This is a genomic window from Streptomyces sp. NPDC051913 (assembly GCF_044593635.1).
Lineage (GTDB): Bacteria > Actinomycetota > Actinomycetes > Streptomycetales > Streptomycetaceae > Streptomyces.
Window position 1 is genome coordinate 151,428 of sequence record NZ_JBIUCI010000007.1, and the last position, 19,620, is coordinate 171,047.

At 70.5% G+C, this 19,620-nt stretch carries 18 protein-coding genes and 1 tRNA gene; 10 read left to right on the plus strand and 9 right to left on the minus strand.

Annotation, left to right across the window (positions count from 1 at the left end):
• Positions 1 to 94: 94 nt before the first annotated feature.
• The 6 genes from ACIHIX_RS22520 to ACIHIX_RS22545 all read left to right on the plus strand — a co-directional run bounded on the left by ACIHIX_RS22520 (position 95) and on the right by ACIHIX_RS22545 (position 6,189).
• Positions 95 to 904: an NAD-dependent epimerase/dehydratase family protein gene (locus ACIHIX_RS22520; protein WP_399958868.1), complete on the plus strand. Its 810-nt coding sequence runs from the start codon at positions 95 to 97 to the stop codon at positions 902 to 904.
• A gap of 308 nt (positions 905 to 1,212) precedes the next feature.
• Positions 1,213 to 1,980, plus strand: a complete 768-nt coding sequence (locus ACIHIX_RS22525; protein WP_399958870.1) for a DeoR/GlpR family DNA-binding transcription regulator — start codon at positions 1,213 to 1,215, stop codon at positions 1,978 to 1,980.
• An 84-nt stretch (positions 1,981 to 2,064) separates the two neighbouring features.
• Positions 2,065 to 3,435, plus strand: coding sequence for an ABC transporter substrate-binding protein (locus ACIHIX_RS22530; RefSeq protein ID WP_399958872.1), 1,371 nt, complete (start codon positions 2,065 to 2,067; stop codon positions 3,433 to 3,435).
• Complete coding sequence (locus ACIHIX_RS22535) at positions 3,432 to 4,370, plus strand: carbohydrate ABC transporter permease (protein WP_399958874.1); 939 nt, start codon at positions 3,432 to 3,434, stop codon at positions 4,368 to 4,370. The genes ACIHIX_RS22530 and ACIHIX_RS22535 overlap by 4 nt, the downstream gene beginning before the upstream one ends.
• Positions 4,367 to 5,203 (plus strand): carbohydrate ABC transporter permease, encoded by an 837-nt coding sequence (locus ACIHIX_RS22540; RefSeq protein ID WP_399958876.1) that lies wholly within the window; start codon positions 4,367 to 4,369, stop codon positions 5,201 to 5,203. The genes ACIHIX_RS22535 and ACIHIX_RS22540 overlap by 4 nt, the downstream gene beginning before the upstream one ends.
• Complete coding sequence (locus ACIHIX_RS22545) at positions 5,200 to 6,189, plus strand: zinc-dependent alcohol dehydrogenase family protein (protein ID WP_399958878.1); 990 nt, start codon at positions 5,200 to 5,202, stop codon at positions 6,187 to 6,189. Before ACIHIX_RS22540 ends, ACIHIX_RS22545 begins: the two co-directional genes overlap by 4 nt.
• 12 nt (positions 6,190 to 6,201) lie before the next feature.
• Here the strand turns inward: ACIHIX_RS22545 and ACIHIX_RS22550 are convergent, their stop codons facing one another.
• Positions 6,202 to 6,639, minus strand: a complete 438-nt coding sequence (locus ACIHIX_RS22550; RefSeq protein ID WP_399958880.1) for a nucleoside deaminase — start codon at positions 6,637 to 6,639, stop codon at positions 6,202 to 6,204.
• A complete protein-coding gene (locus tag ACIHIX_RS22555; protein WP_399958881.1) occupies positions 6,636 to 7,451 on the minus strand; it encodes an LLM class flavin-dependent oxidoreductase in 816 nt (271 codons plus the stop codon). Before ACIHIX_RS22555 ends, ACIHIX_RS22550 begins: the two co-directional genes overlap by 4 nt.
• 93 nt (positions 7,452 to 7,544) lie before the next feature.
• Here ACIHIX_RS22555 and ACIHIX_RS22560 point away from each other — a divergent pair, with 93 nt between their 5' ends.
• From ACIHIX_RS22560 to ACIHIX_RS22570, 3 genes are all read left to right on the plus strand, one after another.
• A complete protein-coding gene (locus ACIHIX_RS22560; RefSeq protein ID WP_399958883.1) occupies positions 7,545 to 7,991 on the plus strand; it encodes an Lrp/AsnC family transcriptional regulator in 447 nt (148 codons plus the stop codon).
• Between the two features lie 53 nt (positions 7,992 to 8,044).
• Positions 8,045 to 8,281, plus strand: coding sequence for a hypothetical protein (locus ACIHIX_RS22565; RefSeq protein ID WP_399958885.1), 237 nt, complete (start codon positions 8,045 to 8,047; stop codon positions 8,279 to 8,281).
• A 63-nt stretch (positions 8,282 to 8,344) separates the two neighbouring features.
• The gene (locus tag ACIHIX_RS22570) at positions 8,345 to 9,547 is read left to right on the plus strand and encodes a TerD family protein (RefSeq protein WP_399959417.1); all 1,203 of its coding nucleotides are present in this window, start codon (positions 8,345 to 8,347) and stop codon (positions 9,545 to 9,547) included.
• Positions 9,548 to 9,761: 214 nt separating this feature from the next.
• On the opposite strand, the gene ACIHIX_RS22575 is transcribed toward ACIHIX_RS22570, so the two are convergent.
• From ACIHIX_RS22575 to ACIHIX_RS22600, 6 genes are all read right to left on the minus strand, one after another.
• A complete protein-coding gene (locus ACIHIX_RS22575) occupies positions 9,762 to 10,781 on the minus strand; it encodes a 1-aminocyclopropane-1-carboxylate deaminase (RefSeq protein ID WP_399958887.1) in 1,020 nt (339 codons plus the stop codon).
• A gap of 18 nt (positions 10,782 to 10,799) precedes the next feature.
• Positions 10,800 to 11,450: a GntR family transcriptional regulator gene (locus ACIHIX_RS22580; protein ID WP_399958889.1), complete on the minus strand. Its 651-nt coding sequence runs from the start codon at positions 11,448 to 11,450 to the stop codon at positions 10,800 to 10,802.
• A 106-nt stretch (positions 11,451 to 11,556) separates the two neighbouring features.
• Positions 11,557 to 13,137 (minus strand): TROVE domain-containing protein, encoded by a 1,581-nt coding sequence (locus ACIHIX_RS22585; protein ID WP_399958891.1) that lies wholly within the window; start codon positions 13,135 to 13,137, stop codon positions 11,557 to 11,559.
• Between the two features lie 366 nt (positions 13,138 to 13,503).
• A tRNA-Ile gene (locus tag ACIHIX_RS22590) sits at positions 13,504 to 13,579 on the minus strand.
• Between the two features lie 41 nt (positions 13,580 to 13,620).
• On the minus strand, positions 13,621 to 15,057 hold the full coding sequence (locus ACIHIX_RS22595) for an alkaline phosphatase PhoX (RefSeq protein ID WP_399958893.1): 1,437 nt from the start codon (positions 15,055 to 15,057) through the stop codon (positions 13,621 to 13,623).
• Positions 15,058 to 15,264: 207 nt separating this feature from the next.
• Complete coding sequence (locus ACIHIX_RS22600) at positions 15,265 to 16,692, minus strand: hypothetical protein (protein ID WP_399958894.1); 1,428 nt, start codon at positions 16,690 to 16,692, stop codon at positions 15,265 to 15,267.
• Between the two features lie 297 nt (positions 16,693 to 16,989).
• Between ACIHIX_RS22600 and ACIHIX_RS22605 the strand changes: the two genes are divergently transcribed.
• Positions 16,990 to 18,819, plus strand: a complete 1,830-nt coding sequence (locus ACIHIX_RS22605; RefSeq protein WP_399958896.1) for an endonuclease/exonuclease/phosphatase family protein — start codon at positions 16,990 to 16,992, stop codon at positions 18,817 to 18,819.
• Positions 18,820 to 18,876: 57 nt separating this feature from the next.
• On the opposite strand, the gene ACIHIX_RS22610 is transcribed toward ACIHIX_RS22605, so the two are convergent.
• Positions 18,877 to 19,578 carry an antibiotic biosynthesis monooxygenase gene (locus tag ACIHIX_RS22610; protein ID WP_399958898.1) on the minus strand — a complete coding sequence of 234 codons (702 nt, stop codon included), beginning with the start codon at positions 19,576 to 19,578 and terminating at the stop codon, positions 18,877 to 18,879.
• Positions 19,579 to 19,620: the final 42 nt, after the last annotated feature.

A 19,620-nucleotide genomic window follows, 5' to 3' on the forward strand; every position in this document is an offset into this window, starting at 1 on the left:
TGAACATGAGGCGCACCACCCTTGACGGGGCCAGGCAATGATCCTTAGCTTGTCCACGAATGTGAATACGGGTCTACTCCAAGGAGAACCGAGCATGCCAGCGCCCCGCACCGTTCTGCTCACAGGCGCCGCCGGCGGCCTCGGCACCCTGATGCGGGAACTGCTCCCCTCCTACGGCTATGAACTGCGCCTGCTCGACCTGCTGCCGATCGAGGGCGAGCCGGACGCGATCGTCGCGGACCTCGCCGACAAGGAAGCCGTGCGCGAGGCCGTTCGGGGCGTCGACGCGATCATCCATCTCGCGGGCATCTCCCTGGAAGCGTCCTTCGACAAGATCCTGAAGGCGAACATCGAGGGGACGTACAACCTCTACGAGGCCGCCCGCGAGGAGGGCGTCCCCCGGATCGTCTTCGCCTCCTCCAACCACGCCGTGGGCTTCACCCCCCGCCCCGAGGGCGACGCCCCGCTCATTCCGATCGACACCCCGCACCGCCCGGACACCTTCTACGGCCTGTCCAAGTCCTTCGGCGAGGACCTCGCCCAGCTCTACTGGGACAAGTACGGCCTGGAGACGGTCTCGGTCCGCATCGGCTCCTGCTTCGCCGAGCCCACCAGCGTCCGCATGCTCTCGGTCTGGATGAGCCCCGCCGACGGCGCCCGCCTCCTGCACGCGGCGCTGACCGCCGAGGACGTCAGGCACACCGTCGTCTACGGCTCCTCCGCCAACACCCGCCTGTGGTGGGACCTGACGACCGCCCGCTCCCTCGGCTACGCCCCCCAGGACGACTCCGAGCCCTACGCCGAGAAGCTGATCGCCGAACAGGGCGACCTGGACCCGGACAACATCGCCCACGCCTACCTGGGCGGCCACTTCGTGAGCGACCCGCCGATCTGGCCGTACTAGTTCGTCTTGATCACACTGCGGACGGGCACCGAACGGGCCCGTCCGCAGTGCTTTACGGGCACAGGTGGCGCCCCTGGACAGTGGCGCGCCAGCGCCACTCCAGGGGCGCGGGGAACTGCGCGACCAGCCAAAACGACCCCGCGGCCGCCACACAACCGCACCCCCCACCCCCTTGGGCGCACTCCGCCCGAACGGGCACACACGGACACGATCGCCGCTGCAACAGGCCTGGTCACCGCCTCCCACCCGCTGTAGAACTTCCTCCAGACGGCCCGAACGGGCAGCGCACCAGGAAGGCGGGTGACCTCATGACCAGCGCCGCGGAAGAACGCCAGCGGGAAATCGTCCAGGCCGCCCGCAGGGCCGGCGTCGTGGACGTCAACGCCCTCGCCGTCCAACTCGGCGTCGCGAAGGAAACCGTCCGCCGAGACCTCCGCGCCCTGGAGGACCACGGCCTCGTCCGCCGCACCCACGGCGGCGCCTACCCCGTCGAGAGCGCCGGCTTCGAGACGACGCTCGCCTTCCGCGCCACCAGCCACGTCCCCGAGAAGCGCCGGATCGCCACCGCCGCGGCCGAGCTGCTCGGCGACGCCGAGACCGTCTTCGTCGACGAGGGCTTCACCCCCCAGCTCATCGCCGAGGCCCTGCCCAGGGACCGCCCGCTGACCGTGGTCACCGCGTCCCTCCCCGTGGCCGGCGCGCTGGCCGAGGCGGAGCACACCTCCGTCCTGCTCCTCGGCGGCCGGGTCCGCCCCGGCACGCTGGCCACCGTGGACCACTGGACGACGAAGATGCTCGCCGGCTTCGTCGTCGACCTCGCCTACATCGGCGCCAACGGCATCTCCCGCGAACACGGCCTCACCACCCCCGACCCGGCCGTCAGCGAGGTCAAGGCGCAGGCCATCAGGGCCGCCCGCCGCACGGTGTTCGCGGGCGTCCACACCAAGTTCGGGGCGGTCAGCTTCTGCCGGTTCGCCGAGGTCGGCGCGCTGGAGGCGATCGTCACCAGCACGCTGCTGCCGTCGGCGGAGGCCCACCGCTACTCCCTGCTCGGGCCACAAGTCATCCGCGTCTGAGAAACAACCCGAGACACCCCTCCTCCCGCGGCACCCCCATGCCCCACCACGCCCTTTATCTCCCCATATGTTCAGGAGCGATCCATGCGCACCCCGAGCCGACGACGGCCACCGCGAGCCACGCTCGCCCTGGCCGCCGCAGGGACGCTGCTCGCCCCGCTGCTCTCCGGCTGTTGGGCCGGGGCGGGCGGGTCCGGTTCCGGCGGCGACTCCATCAACGTCCTGATGGTCAACAACCCCCAGATGACCGAGTTGCAGAAGCTCGCCCCGCGTTTCACCGAGGAGACCGGCATCAAGGTCAACTTCACCGTGCTGCCGGAGAACGACGTCCGCGACAAGATCAGCCAGGACTTCGCCAACCAGGCCGGCCAGTACGACGTGGCGACCCTGTCCAACTACGAGATACCGATCTACGCCCGCAACGGCTGGCTGCACGAGATGGACTCCTACGTCGCCGAGGACCCGGCCTACGACGAACAGGACGTCCTCAAGCCGATGCGCGAGTCCCTGACCGGCGACGACGGCAAGCTCTACGGCCAGCCCTTCTACGGCGAGTCGTCCTTCCTGATGTACCGCAAGGACGTGTTCGCCGCGAAGGGCCTGACGATGCCCGCGCATCCCACCTGGACCCAGGTCGCCGACCTGGCCGCGAAGGCGGACGGCGCCGAGCCCGGCATGAAGGGCATCTGCCTGCGCGGACTGCCCGGCTGGGGCGAGGTGATGGCGCCGCTGACGACCGTCGTGAACACCTTCGGCGGCACCTGGTTCGACAAGGACTGGAAGGCCCGGCTCGACTCCCCCGAGTGGGAGAAGGCGGCGAAGTTCTATGTCGACCTGGTCCGTGACCACGGCGAGTCCGGCGCGGCCCAGTCCGGTTTCGCCGAGTGCCTGAACAACATGACCCAGGGCAAGGTCGCCATGTGGTACGACGCCACGAGCGCGGCGGGATCCCTGGAGGCTTCCGGATCTCCCGTCAAGGGCAAGGTCGGCTACGCCCCCGCCCCCGTCGAGGAGACCAGGTCCTCCGGCTGGCTCTACACCTGGGCCTGGGGCATCCAGGACGCCTCCCGCAACCCCGACAAGGCCTGGAAGTTCGTCTCCTGGGCCTCTGGCAAGCAGTACGAGGAGCTCGTCGGCGACGAGATCGGCTGGTCCAACGTCCCGGCCGGCAAGCGCGCCTCGACGTACACCAACGCCGCGTACCGCCAAGAGGCCGCCGCCTTCCAGGAGATGACCAAGGAGGCCATCGAGGGCGCCCGGCCCACCGACCCGGGGGTGCAGCCGCGCCCCGCGCCCGGCATCCAGTTCGTCGGCATCCCCGAGTTCACCGATCTCGGCACCAAGGTCTCCCAGGAGATCAGCGCGGCCATCGCCGGACGCCAGTCCGTCGAGTCGGCGCTGAGCAAGTCCCAGCGGCTCGCCGAGAAGATCTCCGAGGAGTACGAGGGACGATGACCGCGACGACCACGGCCCCCCTGGCCACCACACCCGTACCGACCACCCGCCAACCGTCGGCCCGCCTGCGCGCCTGGGCCACCCGGGCCCCGCTCCTTCCCGCCCTCGTCTTCATGATCGCGGTCACTCAGCTGCCCTTCGTGGCCACGCTGGTGATCTCGTTCTTCGACTGGAACGCGCTCTACCCGAAGGCCCGCCACTTCACCGGCGTCGACAACTACCAGGAGGTCCTCACCGACGCCGACCTGCGTCACTCGGTGTGGACGACGATCCTGCTGACCGTGGCCGTGGTCCTGGCCAGCCTGGTCCTCGGCCTGGTGCTCGCGCTGCTCCTCGACCGGAGGTTCCGGGGCCGAGGAGTGGTCCGCACCCTGCTCATCGCCCCGTTCCTGGTGGTCCCGGTGGCGGCGGCGCTGCTGTGGAAACACGTCCTCTACAACCCCGAATACGGGCTACTGAACGGGTTGTTGCACTACGTCGGCGGCCCGCAACCCGACTGGATCTCCGGCACCCCGCTGCTCGCGGTGGAAGCGTCCCTGGTCTGGCAGTGGACCCCGTTCATGATGCTGATCCTGCTGGCTGGCCTACAGAGCCGTGACCCCCAACAGCTGGAGGCGGCACGGGTGGACGGCGCGAGCGACTGGCAGATCTTCCGCCATCTCACGTTCCCGCATCTGCGCCGCTATCTGGAACTGGGCGCCCTGCTGGGCTCGATCTACATCGTCCAGAACTTCGACGCCGTCTTCACCATCACCTCGGGCGGCCTGGGCACGGCGAACCTCCCGTACACCGTCTACCAGAGCTTCTACCAGGCCCATGAGAACGGCCTCGCCTCGGCCGCGGGCGTCCTGGTCGTCATCGGCTCGATCGTCATCGCGACCTTCGCCCTGCGGGTCGTCTCGTCTCTGTTCCGCGAGGAGGTGGGCCGGGCATGAGCGCGACCACTGTGAAACGCAAGGGACTCGGCCTCGGTGTGACGGCCTGGCTGCTGGGGATCCTCTTCTTCCTCCCCATCGCCTGGATGGCCCTGACGTCCTTCCACTCGGAGTCGGACGCCGCGACCAACCCCCCGTCCTTCGGGGCGGCGTTGACCCTGGACGGCTACCGCGAGTTCTTCGGCACGGGCGGCGGCGCGAGCCCCTGGCCGGCGCTGATCAACTCGACCGTCGCGTCGGTGAGTTCGACGCTCTTCGTCCTCCTCCTGGCACTCCCCGCGGCCTACGCCCTGTCCGTCAACCGGGTCCGGAAGTGGACGGACGTGCTGTTCTTCTTCCTGTCGACGAAGATGCTCCCGGTGGTGGCGGGCCTGCTCCCGATCTACCTCTTCGCCAAGAACACCGACATGCTCGACAACATCTGGCTGCTGGTCATCCTCTACACCTCCATGAACCTGCCGATCGCGGTGTGGATGATGCAGTCGTTCCTGGCCGAGGTCCCGGTCGCGATCATCGAGGCGGCGAGAGTGGACGGCGCGAGGCTGCCCACGATCCTCGCGCGCGTCGTGGCCCCGATAGCCCTTCCCGGCATCGCGGCGACCTCGCTGATCTGCTTCATCTTCAGCTGGAACGAGCTGCTGTTCGCCCGGGTCCTGACGGGCGTGGTCGCCGAGACCGCCCCCGTCTTCCTGACCGGCTTCATCACCAGCCAGGGCCTGTTCCTGGCGAAGGTGTGCGCCGCGTCGCTCGTCATCTCCCTGCCGGTGCTCGCCGCGGGGTTCGCCGCCCAGGACAAGCTGGTCCAGGGCCTGTCGTTGGGAGCAGTGAAATGAAGGCCGCCGTCATCGAGTCCGTGGGCAGGGCCGTCGTAGCCGAGGTCCCGGACCCGACGCCGGGTCCCCGGGACGTGGTGGTCGAGGTGGCTGCCTGCGGGCTGTGCGGGACGGACCTCCACATCCTCCAGGGCGAGTTCGCCCCGAAGCTGCCGATCGTGCCGGGCCACGAGTTCGCGGGCGCGGTGGTCGGGGTGGGCGCCCAGGTCACGGAAGTGTCCGTGGGCGACCGGGTCGCGGTCGACCCCTCCCTCTACTGCCACGAATGCCGCTACTGCCGTACCGGCCACAACAACCTCTGCGCACGCTGGGCGGCGATCGGCGTGACGACGGCGGGCGGCGCGGCCCAGTACGCGGTGGCCCCGGTCGCGAACTGCGTACGCCTCCCCGACCACGTCCGCACCCAGGACGCGGCCCTGGTGGAGCCCCTGTCGTGCGCGGTACGCGGCTACGACGTCCTCCAGTCCCGGCTCGGCGCCCATGTCCTCGTCTACGGCTCCGGCACGATGGGCCTGATGATGCTGGAGCTGGCCAAACGCACGGGCGCGGCGAGCGTGGACGTGGTCGACGTCAACCCGGCCCGGCTGGAGACCGCGCGCCGGCTCGGCGTCTCGGCCTGTGCCGCGAACGCGGACGAGCTGGACCGCCCCCAGGGCTGGGACCTGGTGGTCGACGCCACCGGCAACGCGGCGGCCATCCAGGACGGCCTGGACCGGGTGGCGAAGGCCGGGACCTTCCTCCAGTTCGGCGTCGCGGACTACGCCACGAAGGTCACGATCGACCCGTACCGCATCTACAACCAGGAGATCACCATCACCGGCTCCATGGCGGTCCTGCACAGCTTCGAGCGGGCGGCGGAGCTGTTCGCGAACGGGGTGCTGGACCCGGACGTGTTCATCAGCGACCGCATCCCGCTGGAGCGGTACCCGCAGGCGCTGGAGCAGTTCGCCGCGGGCGTGGGACGGAAGATCGTCGTGGTGCCGTGACCCGTACCGCTCTCAACTCGGCCGGTAGTAGCCCTCGATGGGCACGCGTGCCTCCTCGAACAGGGCCGGGCCGTCCTGCGGCACGGTCGGCCACGCGCCCGACCGCGGGTTGAGCGCGACCAGTTGCTCGGTGGTGAGCGCGAAGACGACCCGGCCGATGCCGGAGCGGACGATGCCGCCCGTGCACATCCCGCACGGCTGGCAACTGGTGTACAGGGTGGTGCCCGCGGCCGTCTCCTGGGCGAGTTCGCGGGCCGCCCAGCGGGCCAGCTTGAGTTCCGGATGGGCCGTGATGTCGTCGTCGCGCCGCACCGTGTTGTGGGCCTCGGCGAGGACCGTGCCGTCCGGGCCGGTCAGCAGGGACCCGTACGGTGCGTCGCCCTCGGCGACGGCCCGCGCCGCGATATCGATCGCTCGGCGCAGAAAGGCCTCGTCCACGGTGCTGATCACGATGCCGTCCTCCAACGGTCGGCCACCTCGGCGAGCGCCCGCCAGGCCGCGTGCGGCCGCAGGGTCTCCTCCGGGTCGCCTTGACAGGGATCGAGTACCACGGTGTCGGCGCCCAGCAGGCGAAGCCGTTCGAGGTCGTCGAGGATCTGCTCGACGGTGCCGACGCCGGCCGGCCGTTCCGGATCGTCGACGGGGGTGCCGGTCAGCCGCAGGGAGATGCGGGGCGCGAATCCCGGCAGCGCGTGGTCTGCCAGGATCTCGCCCATCCGGGCCAGGGAGAGCCGCAGCGGATGCCAGGCGTCCCCGAACCGGGCGGCCCGGCGCAGCGCTGCCGCACTGTGGCCGCCGACCCAGACGGGGATCGAGCCACCCTCCCGGGCATCGGTGCGCCAGGCGTCGCGGAGCGTGGCCAGACACTCGTCGGTCAGCCGGCCGCGCTCGGCGAACGGCACCCCCAACGCGTCGAATTCCTGCCGGGCCCAGCCGACCCCGACACCGAGCACCAGGCGGCCCTCGCTGAGCCGGTCGAGGTTGGCGGCCATCCGCGCCACCAGCAGCGGATGCCGGTACGGGAGGATCAGCACGGTCGTGCCCAGCCGCACCCTGGTGGTGACCCCGGCCAGCCAGGACAGCGTGGTGAACGGCTCGTGGAAGGGTTCCGGATAGCGCTCGGCCACGTCCGGGGTGATGACCACGTGGTCCGACACCATGAGCAGGTCGTAACCCAGCCCCTCCGTGACCCGCGCCCAGTCGCGCAGCACGCCGGGGTCGGTACCGGGGCCGAAGTTCGGTACGTTGACGCCTAGTTGCATGACCCGAGGCTATGTCGGCGATCACGACGGACGGAACAGAGTCTTCCCGGCGTCGGCGGCCTTCTTCCGTGATTCTGCCGGTAGAGTCGCGCGATGACCGTGAATCTGGACGACACCGACTGGGCGATCATCGAGGAGCTCCAGCGGGAGGCCCGCGTCTCGCTCAGCGAGCTGGGGCGGCGGGTGAACCTCAGTCCGTCGGCCACCACGGAACGGGTGCGGAACCTGGAGTCGCTCGGTGTCATCACCGGCTATCACGCCGTCGTGGACCTGGCCAAGGTCGGCTACGCCGTGCTCGCCGTCGTCCGGCTGAAGTACCCGGGCAACCGGCACGAACCCCTGCGCCGGCTGCTCGCCGAGCGGCGGCAGATCCTGGAGTGCCTGCGCACCACCGGCGACGACTGCTACACGCTGAAGGTGGCCGCGAGCTCCATGGAGCAGTTGGAGGAGCTCATGGACGAGCTCGCGGGCTTGGGCAGCACGACCACGAACGTGGTCTACAGCCAGACGCTGCCCTACCGGGGGCCCGACCGACCCTGACGGGCCCGGAAAACCGGTGGGCCCGGACCCCGACCGGCCCCTACCATCCGCCCATGCCCAGCCCACACGGCTTCCGCTACGAAGCCCATGCCGACGGCGCCGTCCACATCACCCACCACCACCGCCCCGCGACCACCCTCCACGGCCCCCGGGCCGCCCAGTTCCTCGCCGAGGTCGAGGCCTCCTCCGACCCCCAGCTCGTCATGGCCCGCTGGACCGGAAACTACAAGCGCGGCAACGAACGCACCGCCCGGAACCACCCCCGCAACCGCGGCACATCACCCCGCTGATCCGAACGGTCGCGGGTAAGGGAACGGTAAAGCGGGCTGGATCGTTCACCGGTCATGACAGCTATGACCCCCGGCTCGAACATCCCTCTCTCCACCGCGCGCGTGACGGTGGACGTCGCCGCCCCGGTGCGGCTCGACGTATCGGGCCTGCTGCTCACCGCCGACGGCAAGGTGCGCTCCGACGACGACTTCATCTTCTACAACCAGCCCAACGGCCCGGGCGTGACCTACCGCTCCGGCGGCGGCGCGGCACCCGACGCGATCGTCGTGGACACCGCCGCCCTCCCGCCGGGCATCGAGAAGATCGTCGTCACGGCCAGTCCGGACGCCGCCGGCCAGACCTTCCAGGGCATCGAACCGACGGCGACGATCCGCGGCGCCGACGACAACTCCGTCCTGGCGACGTTCACGCCGCCGCAGCTGGGCAGCGAGACGGCCCTGGTGGTCGTGGAGATCTATCTGCGCAACGGCGCCTGGAAGGCCCGCGCGGTCGGCCAGGGGTACGCCAACGGCCTGGCCGGCATCGCCACCGACTTCGGTGTGACGGTCGAGGAGCCGGCCCCGGCCCCGGTGGCCCCGCCCCAGCCGGTCGCCCCGCCGCAGCCCACGATCCAGACGCCGGTCACCCCGCCGGCCCCGCCGATGAGCACGCCGACTCCCCCGCCGCCCGCGCACGCGCCGGGCACCGGGAAGATCAACCTGGACAAGGGCCACGTCAGCCTCCAGAAGAACCAGACCGTGTCCCTGGTCAAGGGCGGCCGCCCGCTGCTCTCCCAGGTCAAGATGGGCCTGGGCTGGGAGCCGGCCTACCGCGGCAAGGACATCGACCTGGACGCCTCGGTCATCGCCTACGGCCCGCAGCGCAACCACATCGACAGCTGCTACTTCGGCAAGCTGTCCATCGTGGGCGGCGCGATCAAGCACTCCGGCGACAACCTCACCGGCGAGGGCGGTGGCGACGACGAGGTCATCGTCGTCGACCTCGGCCGCCTCCCGCAGGACGTCACCGGCCTGGTGTTCACGGTGAACTCGTTCTCCGGCCAGAAGTTCACCGAGGTCGCCAAGGCCTACTGCCGCCTCCTCGACGCCGCCACCGGCGAGGAACTGGTCCGCTTCGACCTCACCAACGCCGAAGCCCAGACCGGCGTGATGATGGCGAAGCTGATCAAGCAGTTCTCCGGCGAGTGGGAGATGACGGCGATGGGCGACTTCGTGAAGTCCCGCACGGTGAGGGGAATGGTGAAGCCGGCCGCACAGGCCCTCTAGGCCGCGTCCGCAAAGTCCCGCCTGCCGGGAGCCGCCATGCACGCACTCTCGCCGCACCGGGCACAAACCCACGTACAACCAGTACGCGGGTTCGTGCCCGGCACGCCGAGAGCACGCACCTGACGCCGCCCGGCCCGCCCTCCGGGCGGACGACGGGACTTTACGGACACGACCTAGGACCTGTGCGGGCCGCGGGCAGTCGTGCCGTCGAGACCTACGCGAACAGTGCGCTGTACGCGTTCAACGCCGGCTGCCCGCCCAGGTGCGCGTACAGCACCGTCGCGTCCCGCCCGATCTCCCCGCGCTCGACGAGATCGATCATCCCGGCCATCGACTTCCCCTCGTAGACGGGGTCGGTGACCATCCCCTCGGTGCGGGCGGCGAGCCGCATCGCCGCGAGGGTGGTCTCGTCGGGGATGCCGTAGACCCCGGCGTGATACCGCTCGTCCAGCTCGACGTCGGCCACGGTCAGCTCCCGCTCGACGCCGATGAGTCGGCCGGTTCCCTGCGCGATCCGGGCGATCTGCTCACGTGTCGCGGCGGGCTTCGCCGACGCGTCCACCCCCAGCACGCGCCGCGACCGGCCTCCCGCCCCCTCCAGCGCCGCGAACCCGGCGACCATGCCCGCCTGCGTGGACCCGGTCACCGAGCACACCACGACGGTGTCGAAGAAGACCCCCAACTCCCGCTCCTGCTCAGCGACTTCGTACGCCCACCCGGCGAAGCCGAGTCCGCCGAGGGGATGGTCGGAGGCACCCGCGGGGATGGCGTACGGCTTCCCGCCCGACTCCTCCACCTCCCGCAGCGCCTGCTCCCAGCTCTCCTTGAAGCCGATCCCGAACCCGGCCCGCACCAGCCGGACATCGGCTCCGGCGAGCCGGCTGATCAGGATGTTGCCGACCTTGTCGTACACGGCGTCGGGCCAGTCCACCCAACTCTCCTGCACGAGGACGCACTTCAGGCCGGCGCGGGCGGCGACGGCCGCCACCTGACGGGTGTGGTTGGACTGGACGCCCCCGATGGAGACAAGGGTGTCGCAGCCCTGCGCGAGGGCGTCGGCGACCAGGTACTCCAGCTTGCGGGTCTTGTTGCCGCCGTACGCGATACCGGAGTTGCAGTCCTCCCGCTTGGCCCACAGGGTCGCGCCGCCGAGGTGGGCCGTGAGGCGCTCCAGTGGATGCACCGGCGAGGGGCCGAAGAGGAGGGGGTAACGCTCGTACGAGGAAAGGGACATGGGGAGCCTCCTGGGTGCTCAGGGAACGTCGTCGGCGAGATCGGCCAGGCCCCGCCAGATCTCCGCGGTGACCTCGACCGCGCCGGTCACGTCACCGGCCGTGCAGGCCTCGATGAGCCGCTCGTGCAGCCCGGCGGAGCGGCAGTTGCCGCCCTCGCCGAAGCGACGGCGTTCCAGCCTGCGGATGAGGGGCGTGTAGCGGACGACGGTGGCGGCCGCGGCACGGTTGCCGCTGACGCGGACGAGGACGTCGTGGAGTTCGTCGTCGGCACGGAGCGCGGAGTCCACGTCACCGGCGCGGACAGCCGCGGCGAACCGTTCGTTGGCCGCGCGCATCGCCTCGATGTCCGCGGCGAACAGCCGGGGCACGGCGACCCGGGTGACCAGCTCGTGCAGGGCGCCGACGACCGCGGCGGCGTCCCGTACGTCCGCCGCCACGACCGGTGTCACCCGTGTGTAGCTCTGCGGCTTGCTCTCCAGCAGCCCCTCGTCGACGAGCCGCGAGAACGCCTCGCGCACCGGCGCCCGGGACAGCCCGAGCCGTTCGGCGAGATCGGCGTCCCGCACGACCGCGCCGGGCTCCAGCTCCCCGGACACGATGGCGTCCCTGATGGCTGCGTAGGCGCGGTCCCTGAGCAGGGTGCGGGCTACGGGTCGTATCGCCTCCACAACTGAAATGTTAGATGTCAATCAGGGACGCCGACAAGGGTGATGCCGACAGGGGTGTGGCCCGCACCCCCCGTGAAGTGCGGGCCACACCGGTGGACCGGGCCGGTCAGGCCGCGGCCCACGGCCAGTCGGCGTCCCGGGCGCTCTCCAGCAGCGGAACCATCCGGAACGCCGCGTCCGACAGACCCCCGAAGGTGTGCCGGTTCGCCTTGCCGGAGGGGCCGTGGCCCGCCCGGTACCCGGCGAGGTTCCAGGTGTAGACCGGCACATCGGCGGGGACCTGCTCGGTCGGGTCGCCGTAGTGGCTGTACGCGTACTGCTCGTCCGTGACGATCAGCACCCGGTCGTGCTTCCGGTAGTGCCGGCGCACCGCGCCCGTGGTGTCGGTGCCGCCCAGGTTGCCGAAGCGCTCCAGGATCCTCAGCACCGACTCGCCCTTGCGGTACCCGACCTCCGCACTGGTGGTCCCGAACTGCACCAGGTCCGCGTCCTCGGCGCGCAGCGCGAGCGCCGTGCCGAAGATCGCCGCCGCGTCGGCCCGGTTGAGCTGCGAGCGGCCGGACAGGGGACCCCACATCGAGCCCGAGCGGTCGACCAGGACGAGGGTCCGTCCGGGCAGCGCGGGCACGTTGGCCAGCGAGTGGCCGAGCGCCTGCTCCAGCGGGTACGCCCAGCGCAGCGACGGCGCGTGCTGGTACGCGGCGAGGTACCGGAAGGGGAACTGCCGCGACCGCGCGACCTCCGCCGGATCACTGATCCGGGCCGCGACCTGGGCCGCGACCTCGTCGGAGACACCGGCCTGGTCGAAATTCCGCAGATTCCGTACGAGTGCCATCGCACCCATGGACGGAATGACCGCCTCCCAGGCCGCCTTGTCCATCGGCCCCTGGAGCCACCCGGCCAGCGCCTCCCAGGTCATCCCGGCCGCGGCGAGCCGCTCGGCGCCGCCCTCGGAGGTGACGACCGCGCGCCGCTCCGCGACCGGCAGCGCCATCAGCTCGCGGTGTGCGACCAGCGTCCGGTTCGACGCGGGCGGCACGGCCGTGTCCGGGTTGTGCCGGCGGTCGAGGGCGTACCGGAACAGCTCGCCCTGCCACACCTTGTCCGGGTCGGGCACCGCGTGCACCAGGTTGAGGATGTCGCCGAAGCGGTAGCCCCTGGCCGCGGTGTCGTACTTCAGCAGGGACTTTCCGCTGTAGAGCCGCCGTACGGCGTCGGCGACGCCGCGCTTGACGGGCTTGGGCACATTGCGGCCGTACGTCGCCGTCCAGTACGCGAGCAGCTCGCCGGGCTCGTCCGGACGCCGGAGCACGGAGTCGACGACCTGCCGGTTCGAGGGGCCGCCGGTGGCGCCCGCGTCGAGACGCCCCTTCACGTACTCGGCGGCGCCGACGACGGAGGCGGTACGGAGGTTGCCCTCACCGCGCAGCCAGCCGAGCAGGCCTGCCGTCCACTCCGGATCGGTGACGGCGAGCTCCCGCACCAGCTTCGCGAACCGGTCGTCACGGTCGGCGCCGGTCTCGTAGAAGGTGTCCGCGACAAAGTGGGACACCGCCAGCAGGAAGAGCTCCGAGCGCGGGTCCCGCTCACGGCCTCGGCCGCCCTGGAAGGTACGGAGTATGCGGCCCGTCGAGGTGACGCGAGAGGTGGGCTGCGCCTTGGCGGCTCGCTTGTTGAATCGCGACATGCTGAATTCCCCCGAATTCACTGAAGTTTTCGGAGGGAGACGCAGCAGAAGGAGGGTGCCCGAGATCAGAAGTCGGCCACGGAACTAAGTCAGATGCTCTATCCATTGAGCTACACCGACCCTGAGTCGATGACGGGATTCGAACCCGCGACCTTCTGATCCAATGAAGTAGCCGTTGCCTGCGCACCGGGCACCCACCATGAGCTGCGCCTCCCGAGATCAAGTCGGCAGCGGCACGGGAATCTTTTTGGAGAAGAAGTAGCCGCGGCCCGCGCACCGGGAGGTGCATGAAGTTGTGGTGTCCAGAGTTCAAGGCCGGCGGAACCGACATTAGGTGCTCTGCCCCTGAGCTACACCGGCGTGTTGTACCGGCGGCGGGATTCGAACCCGCGGCCTCCCCGTTATCAGCGGAAGTAGGTCCTGCCTTCGCACCTGGACAGGCATTACTTTAGGAGGAGGGCCGCGGGGTGGTCGAACGAATTATCAGCCGCGCTTCTGCCGCTTCCAGGGGCCGGTGATGGCGAGCATGATGCCCGGCGTCTGGATGTTGGCGAAGAGAGTCCTGCCGTCGCAGGAGAAGGTGACGCCGGTGAACTCGCTGTATTCGGGGGCGTCTTCGGTGCCGATGTTCAGTTCGTTGCGGGCGATCGGGTAGGTCTTTCCGCTGTCGGTCGCGCCGAACAGGTGCTGGACGCCCTCGCCGTCCTCGGCGATGACGAGGCCGCCGTACGGGGAGACGGTGATGTTGTCGGGGCCGTCGAAGGCGCCGTCGACGGACGGGTCGGGGTTGACGCCGAGGAGGACCTTCAGGGTCAGCGTGCGGCGCTTGGGGTCGTAGAACCAGACCTGGCCGTCGTGCTGGACGGGGCTCTCGGTGCGGGCGTAGGAGGAGACGATGTAGGTGCCGCCGTCGCCCCACCACATGCCCTCCAGCTTGCGGGCGCGGGTGACCTGGCCGTCGGTGAACTGCTTGCGCACGGCCACCGTCTTGGCGTCGCGGTCGGGGACCGTCACCCAGTCGACGCCGTAGACCGTGCCGGTCTTCGTGGCGCGGGAGAGGTCGTCGACGAACTGGCCACCGGAGTCGAAGCACTTGAAGGCCTCGAAGACACCGGCGTCGTCGGCGAGCGTACGGAGCTTGCCGCGGCCGTGCTCGAAGCCCTTGGGCGGGGTCCAGCGGAACAGCAGGCCGTTGGGCGAGGCCGCGTCCTCGGTGAGGTAGGCGTGGCCGCGCTTGGGGTCGATGACGACGGCCTCGTGGGCGTAGCGGCCGAAGAACTTCAGGGGCTTGGGGTCACGGTTGGCACGGCGGTCGCTCGGGTCGACCTCGAAGACATAGCCGTGGTCCTTGGTCATGCCGTTGGACCCGGCCTTGTCCTCGTTCTCCTCGCAGGTGAGCCAGGTGCCCCAAGGGGTGCGGCCGCCCGCGCAGTTGGTGGAGGTGCCGGCGATGCCGACCCACTCGGCGACGCGTCCGTCGGGGCGGACCTCGACGACGGTGCAGCCGCCGGCCGCGGCGGGGTCGTAGACCAGGCCCTCGGTGAGCGGGACGGGGTACGTCCAGTTGGCGCGCGGGCCCTTCAGCTCGTGGTTGTTGACCAGGAGGGTGGTGCCGCGGGGGCCGTCGAAGGTGGCGGTGCCGTCGTGGTTGGACGGGGTGATCTCGCCCGATTCCAGCGTGGTCCTGCCGCTGTAGGTGATGACGCGGTACTTGAACCCGGCGGGCAGCGCGAGGATGCCGTCAGGGTCGGCGATCAGGGGTCCGTAGCCGACTCCGCCGTGAGCGTCCGCCTCGCTCCCGGTGTCGGTGGACGCGAGGGCCTGCGGCGCGGTGGCGAGGGCGCCGACGCTGCCGGCCAGCGCGACACCGGCACCGGTGATCGCGGAGTTTCTGGCGAAGTCCCTGCGGGTGAGCGACATGGTGTCTCCTGTGTGGCGAGGGGTGTGCCGTGGAGGGTGGGGGACCTCGGGTCGGCGTCACCGTTTCGCCCACGCCTGAACGGGAGTTGAACACCGGGCGACGTCCGCAGGATCGCTTCCATGAATCCGTACGTCGGCCAGGACCCCGCTCCCGCCACGGCACCGCGCCTGCGACTCGACCGCCTTACCGCGAGCGGCCTCGGCGGCTCACCCGCCTTGCTGGGAGCGGGCCTTGAAGGCCGCCTTGCGTGCTTCCTTCGCGATCTTCTTGTCCGGGTGCAGCCGCCCCATCGCCTCCAGCACATCGGCGGTGGCGGGGTGGTCCACCCGCCAGGCGGCGGCGAAGAATCCGCTGTGCTGCTGCGCGAGCCCCTCCACGAGCCCGGTCAGCTCCTCGGAGTTGCCCTCGGCGGCGAGCTGGGCCGCGACGGTGTCGACCGTCAGCCAGAAGATCATCGCCTCCGACGGCGGCGGTACGTCGGCGGCGCCGCGCTCGGTGAGCCAGACGCGGGCGAGTCCGCCGAGCTCCGGGTCGTCGAGGACGGCCCGCAGCGCGGGTTCGGCTTCCGTGCCGACGAGGGAGAGCGCCTGCTGGCAGCGCAGTCGGCGCAGCGGCGCGCCGGCGTCGCCGCCCCGGCTGGCGGCCAGCAACTCGTGGGCGGCGGCGAGGGGTTCACGCCGGTCGAGCCACTGCTCGGTCTCGGCCTGCGCGGCTCCGGGCGGGAAGGTGGAGGTGCCGTCGAGGAGGGCGTCCGCGCCCTTGTCGGCGAGGTCCCCGACGGCGGGCGCCGTGAAACCGGCCTCCAGGAGCCGGGCCCGCAGTCCGTAGAGGCCGAGCGGGGTGAGCCGGACCATGCCGTAGCGGGAGACGTCGGTGTCGTCGACCGGCGCGGCGGGCTCGTCGTCGGCGTCGGCCATGAGCGCCTCGTCGACGGGTTGGTACTCCACGAGGCCGACCGGTTCGAGCAGCCGGAACTGGTCGTCGAGGCGCATCATCGCGTCGGAGACCTGTTCGAGGACGTCGTTGGTGGGCTCCCCCATGTCGTTGGGCACGATCATGGACGCGGCGAGCGCGGGGAGCGGCACGGTACGGTCGCCGGGGCCCTCGTCGTTGACGGTCAGCAGATACAGGTTGCCGAGCACTCCGTCGAGGAAGTCGGCCTCGGCGTCCGGGTCCCAGTCCAGGGAGGAGAGGTCGATCTCGCCACCCTCGTCCATGGCGTCCACGAGGTCGTCGAGGTCGGGCACGCTCGCGTCGGCGAGCACCGCCTCCAGCGCCGTCTGCCACACCCCGAGCACGTCCTGCGGGGCGCCACCGGTGAGCAGGGCGAGTTCCTCGCCGGCCGCGACGGTGCCCTCGTTCTCGTCGACGATCTCCACGAGTCCGGTGTCGACGGCGACCCGCCAGGCCTCGCTCGCCCAGGCGGCGGCGTCGTCCCCGGTGAGTCCGAGGAGTTCGGCGGCGGCGGGAAGCTGCTCCTCGGCGAGCCCGCCACCTGCGTCGACGCGGGTGTCGGGAGAGGCCCAGCGGGCGAGCCGGGCGGCCCGGGAGAGCAACGGCGTGGACAGCGCGTCCCGCGCCAGCTCCGCTTCGGGGTGCAGCCGCGCCGGCGGCAGGGGGGAGCTGTCTGACATCGGCTGCTTCTCCTAGGCATCGCGTCTTACCACTCAGCCGCTCAGCCTAGACGGATTTGGCCCCATGCCGCCCGGTTCATCTCCCCGCCGACCCCCGTACATGGCCGAAACCTTGACAAGTGACCTGATCACGAAGGAGATTACGCGCGTAGAAATTCAATGCACACCTGTTCACCGCCCTGACACCTGTGCACGGTACTTTCTACGCGCGTCGCCTCCGCCCCACCGGTCGCGGCTCCCACCGTTCCACGCTCCACCCTCGTCCCGGCGCTCAAGAACGTCCCCGGAGGGATCCCGTTGCCGAGCAAGTCTTCCGCGCGCCTCGCCGCGCTCACCGTCGCCGCCGTGTGCTCCGCCGCGTCCACGGTCGTCCTGACCTCTCCCGCGCACGCGGACTCCGTGCGCATCCACGACATCCAGGGCACGACCCGGATATCCCCGTACGCCGGCCAGAAGGTGGCGGACGTCTCCGGCATCGTCACCGGCATCCGCACGTACGGCTCGTCCAAGGGTTTCTGGATCCAGGACCCGAACGCGGACGACAACCCGGCCACCAGTGAGGGCGTCTTCGTCTTCACCAGCTCCACGCCGAAGGGTGTCGCCGTCGGCGACCTCGTCACGGTCTCGGGCACGGTCTCGGAGTACGTCCCCGGCGGCACCACCTCCGGCAACCAGTCGATCACCGAGATCACCAAGCCGACCACCACGGTCGTCTCCAGCGGCAACGCCGTCCCCGCCGCCGTCGTCATCGACGCCGAGTCGGTGCCGGCCGCCTACGCCCCGGCCGGCGACACCGCCGCGGGCAACTCGATCAACGGCCTGACCCTGGAGCCCTCCAAGTACGCCCTGGACTACTACGAGTCCCTGGAGGGCGAGAACGTCCGGGTCGCCGACACCCGCGTGGTCGGCGCCAGCGACCCGTACACCGAGCTGTGGGTGACGGTGAAGCCGCGCGAGAACGCCAACCGCCGCGGTGGCACGGTCTACGGCTCCTACGACGCCCAGAACACCGGCCGCCTCCAGATCCAGTCGCTCGGCGCGACCTCCGCCTTCCCGGTGGCGAACGTCGGTGACGTGCTGGAGGGCGCGACCGAAGGCCCGCTGGACTACAACCAGTTCGGCGGCTACACCCTCGTCGCCAACACGATCGGCACGCTGAAGAGCGGCGGCACCGAGCGCGAGACGACCCAGAAGCAGAAGCGCGGCGAGCTCGCGGTCGCGACGTACAACGTCGAGAACCTCGACCCGTCCGACGGCACCTTCGCCGCGCACGCCGCCGCGATCGTGAACAACCTCCAGTCGCCCGACATCGTGTCCCTGGAGGAGATCCAGGACAACAACGGCGCGACCAACGACGGTACGGTCGCCGCCGACCAGACGGTCCAGAAGCTGATCGACGCGATCGCGGCCGCGGGCGGCCCGACGTACGACTGGCGCTCCATCGACCCGACCAACGGCACCGACGGCGGTGAGCCGGGCGGCAACATCCGCCAGGTGTTCCTGTTCAACCCGGAGCGGGTCTCCTTCACCGACCGCGCGGGCGGCGACGCCACCACGGCCGTCGGTGTGACGAAGGAGCACGGCAAGGCGGCCCTGACGGTCTCCCCCGGCCGCATCGACCCGACGAACGCGGCCTGGGCGTCCAGCCGCAAGCCGCTGGTCGGCGAGTTCGTCTTCCGTGGCCGCACGGTCTTCGTGATCGCCAACCACTTCAACTCCAAGGGCGGCGACTACGGCCTGACCTCGGCGACCCAGCCGGTGCCGCGCAGCTCGGAGGTCCAGCGCCACCAGCAGGCCACCCTGGTCAACGCGTTCGTCAAGGACGTCCTGGACACCCAGAAGAACGCGGACGTCATCGCCCTCGGCGACATCAACGACTACGAGTTCTCCGACACCGCCAAGATCCTGGAGACCGACGGCGCCCTGTGGTCGGCGATCAAGTCGCTGCCGAGGAGCGAGCGTTACTCGTACGTCTACCAGGGCAACGCCCAGGTCCTGGACCAGATCCTGGTCTCCCCGTCGATCCGGCGCGGCTGCGACTTCGAGTACGACAGCGTGCACGTCAACTCGGAGTTCAACGACCAGATCAGCGACCACGACCCGCAGGTCCTGCGCTTCAAGCCGTAGTCGCACGGCACTCCCACAGGCCCGGCCGGACGGTGAGTTCGGCCGGGCCTCGCCGTGCTACCCGGGCAGCAGACCGAGCACGTGCTCGTACCGGCTGACCGTACTGCCCTTCACCCCGGGGAATTCCTGGACCCGCTTCCACGGTTCGGTCGCCGAGCCGACGCCGTCGCCGGGGGCGGCGAGGGCGTCGATGTGGGCCTGGGCGGTCTCCCACTCGGCGTAGTTGAGGACGCGGGTGCCGTCGGTGCTGAGGTGGAAGTGGGCGCCGATGCCGCCGGGGTGCGGGTCGGGCTCGCTCTCCAGGGCCTCGAAGACGGCGTCGACCCAGGCGCGCTGCCGCTCCGGGTCGGGGCTCTCGAACTCCACCTCGACGATCACGACGCATCCCGGCACCCGCGTGTCACCGTCCTGGGTGACGCTGCGACAGTGGCGGTAGCGGTCGAGCCGGACCCGCTCGATACCCGGTACGGCGGTGTCGACCTCGTCGACGCGCTCCTGCCGGTGGGTCTTCACGAAGGCCTCGTACGCCGGCTCGTCCGCCCACTGCGAGTGGTGCAGGAGGGTGGAGCCGTCGTGTCCGGCGTAGACGTGGTAACCGAGCAGTCCGGTGGCGGGCCAGTCCCGGCGCTCCCAGGTCCGCGCGATCGTCGCCACCGCCTCCCGCTGCCGCTCGGGGGTGCCGACGCGCCAGGTGCTGAAGAAGGGTGCGCCGACGCGGGGGTCGGTCAGGTCGGGGTGGTCGTCGGTACGACGGGTCATGTCGGGCTCCGCTGTTCGAGTGCCGATGCGTGTACCGACGAC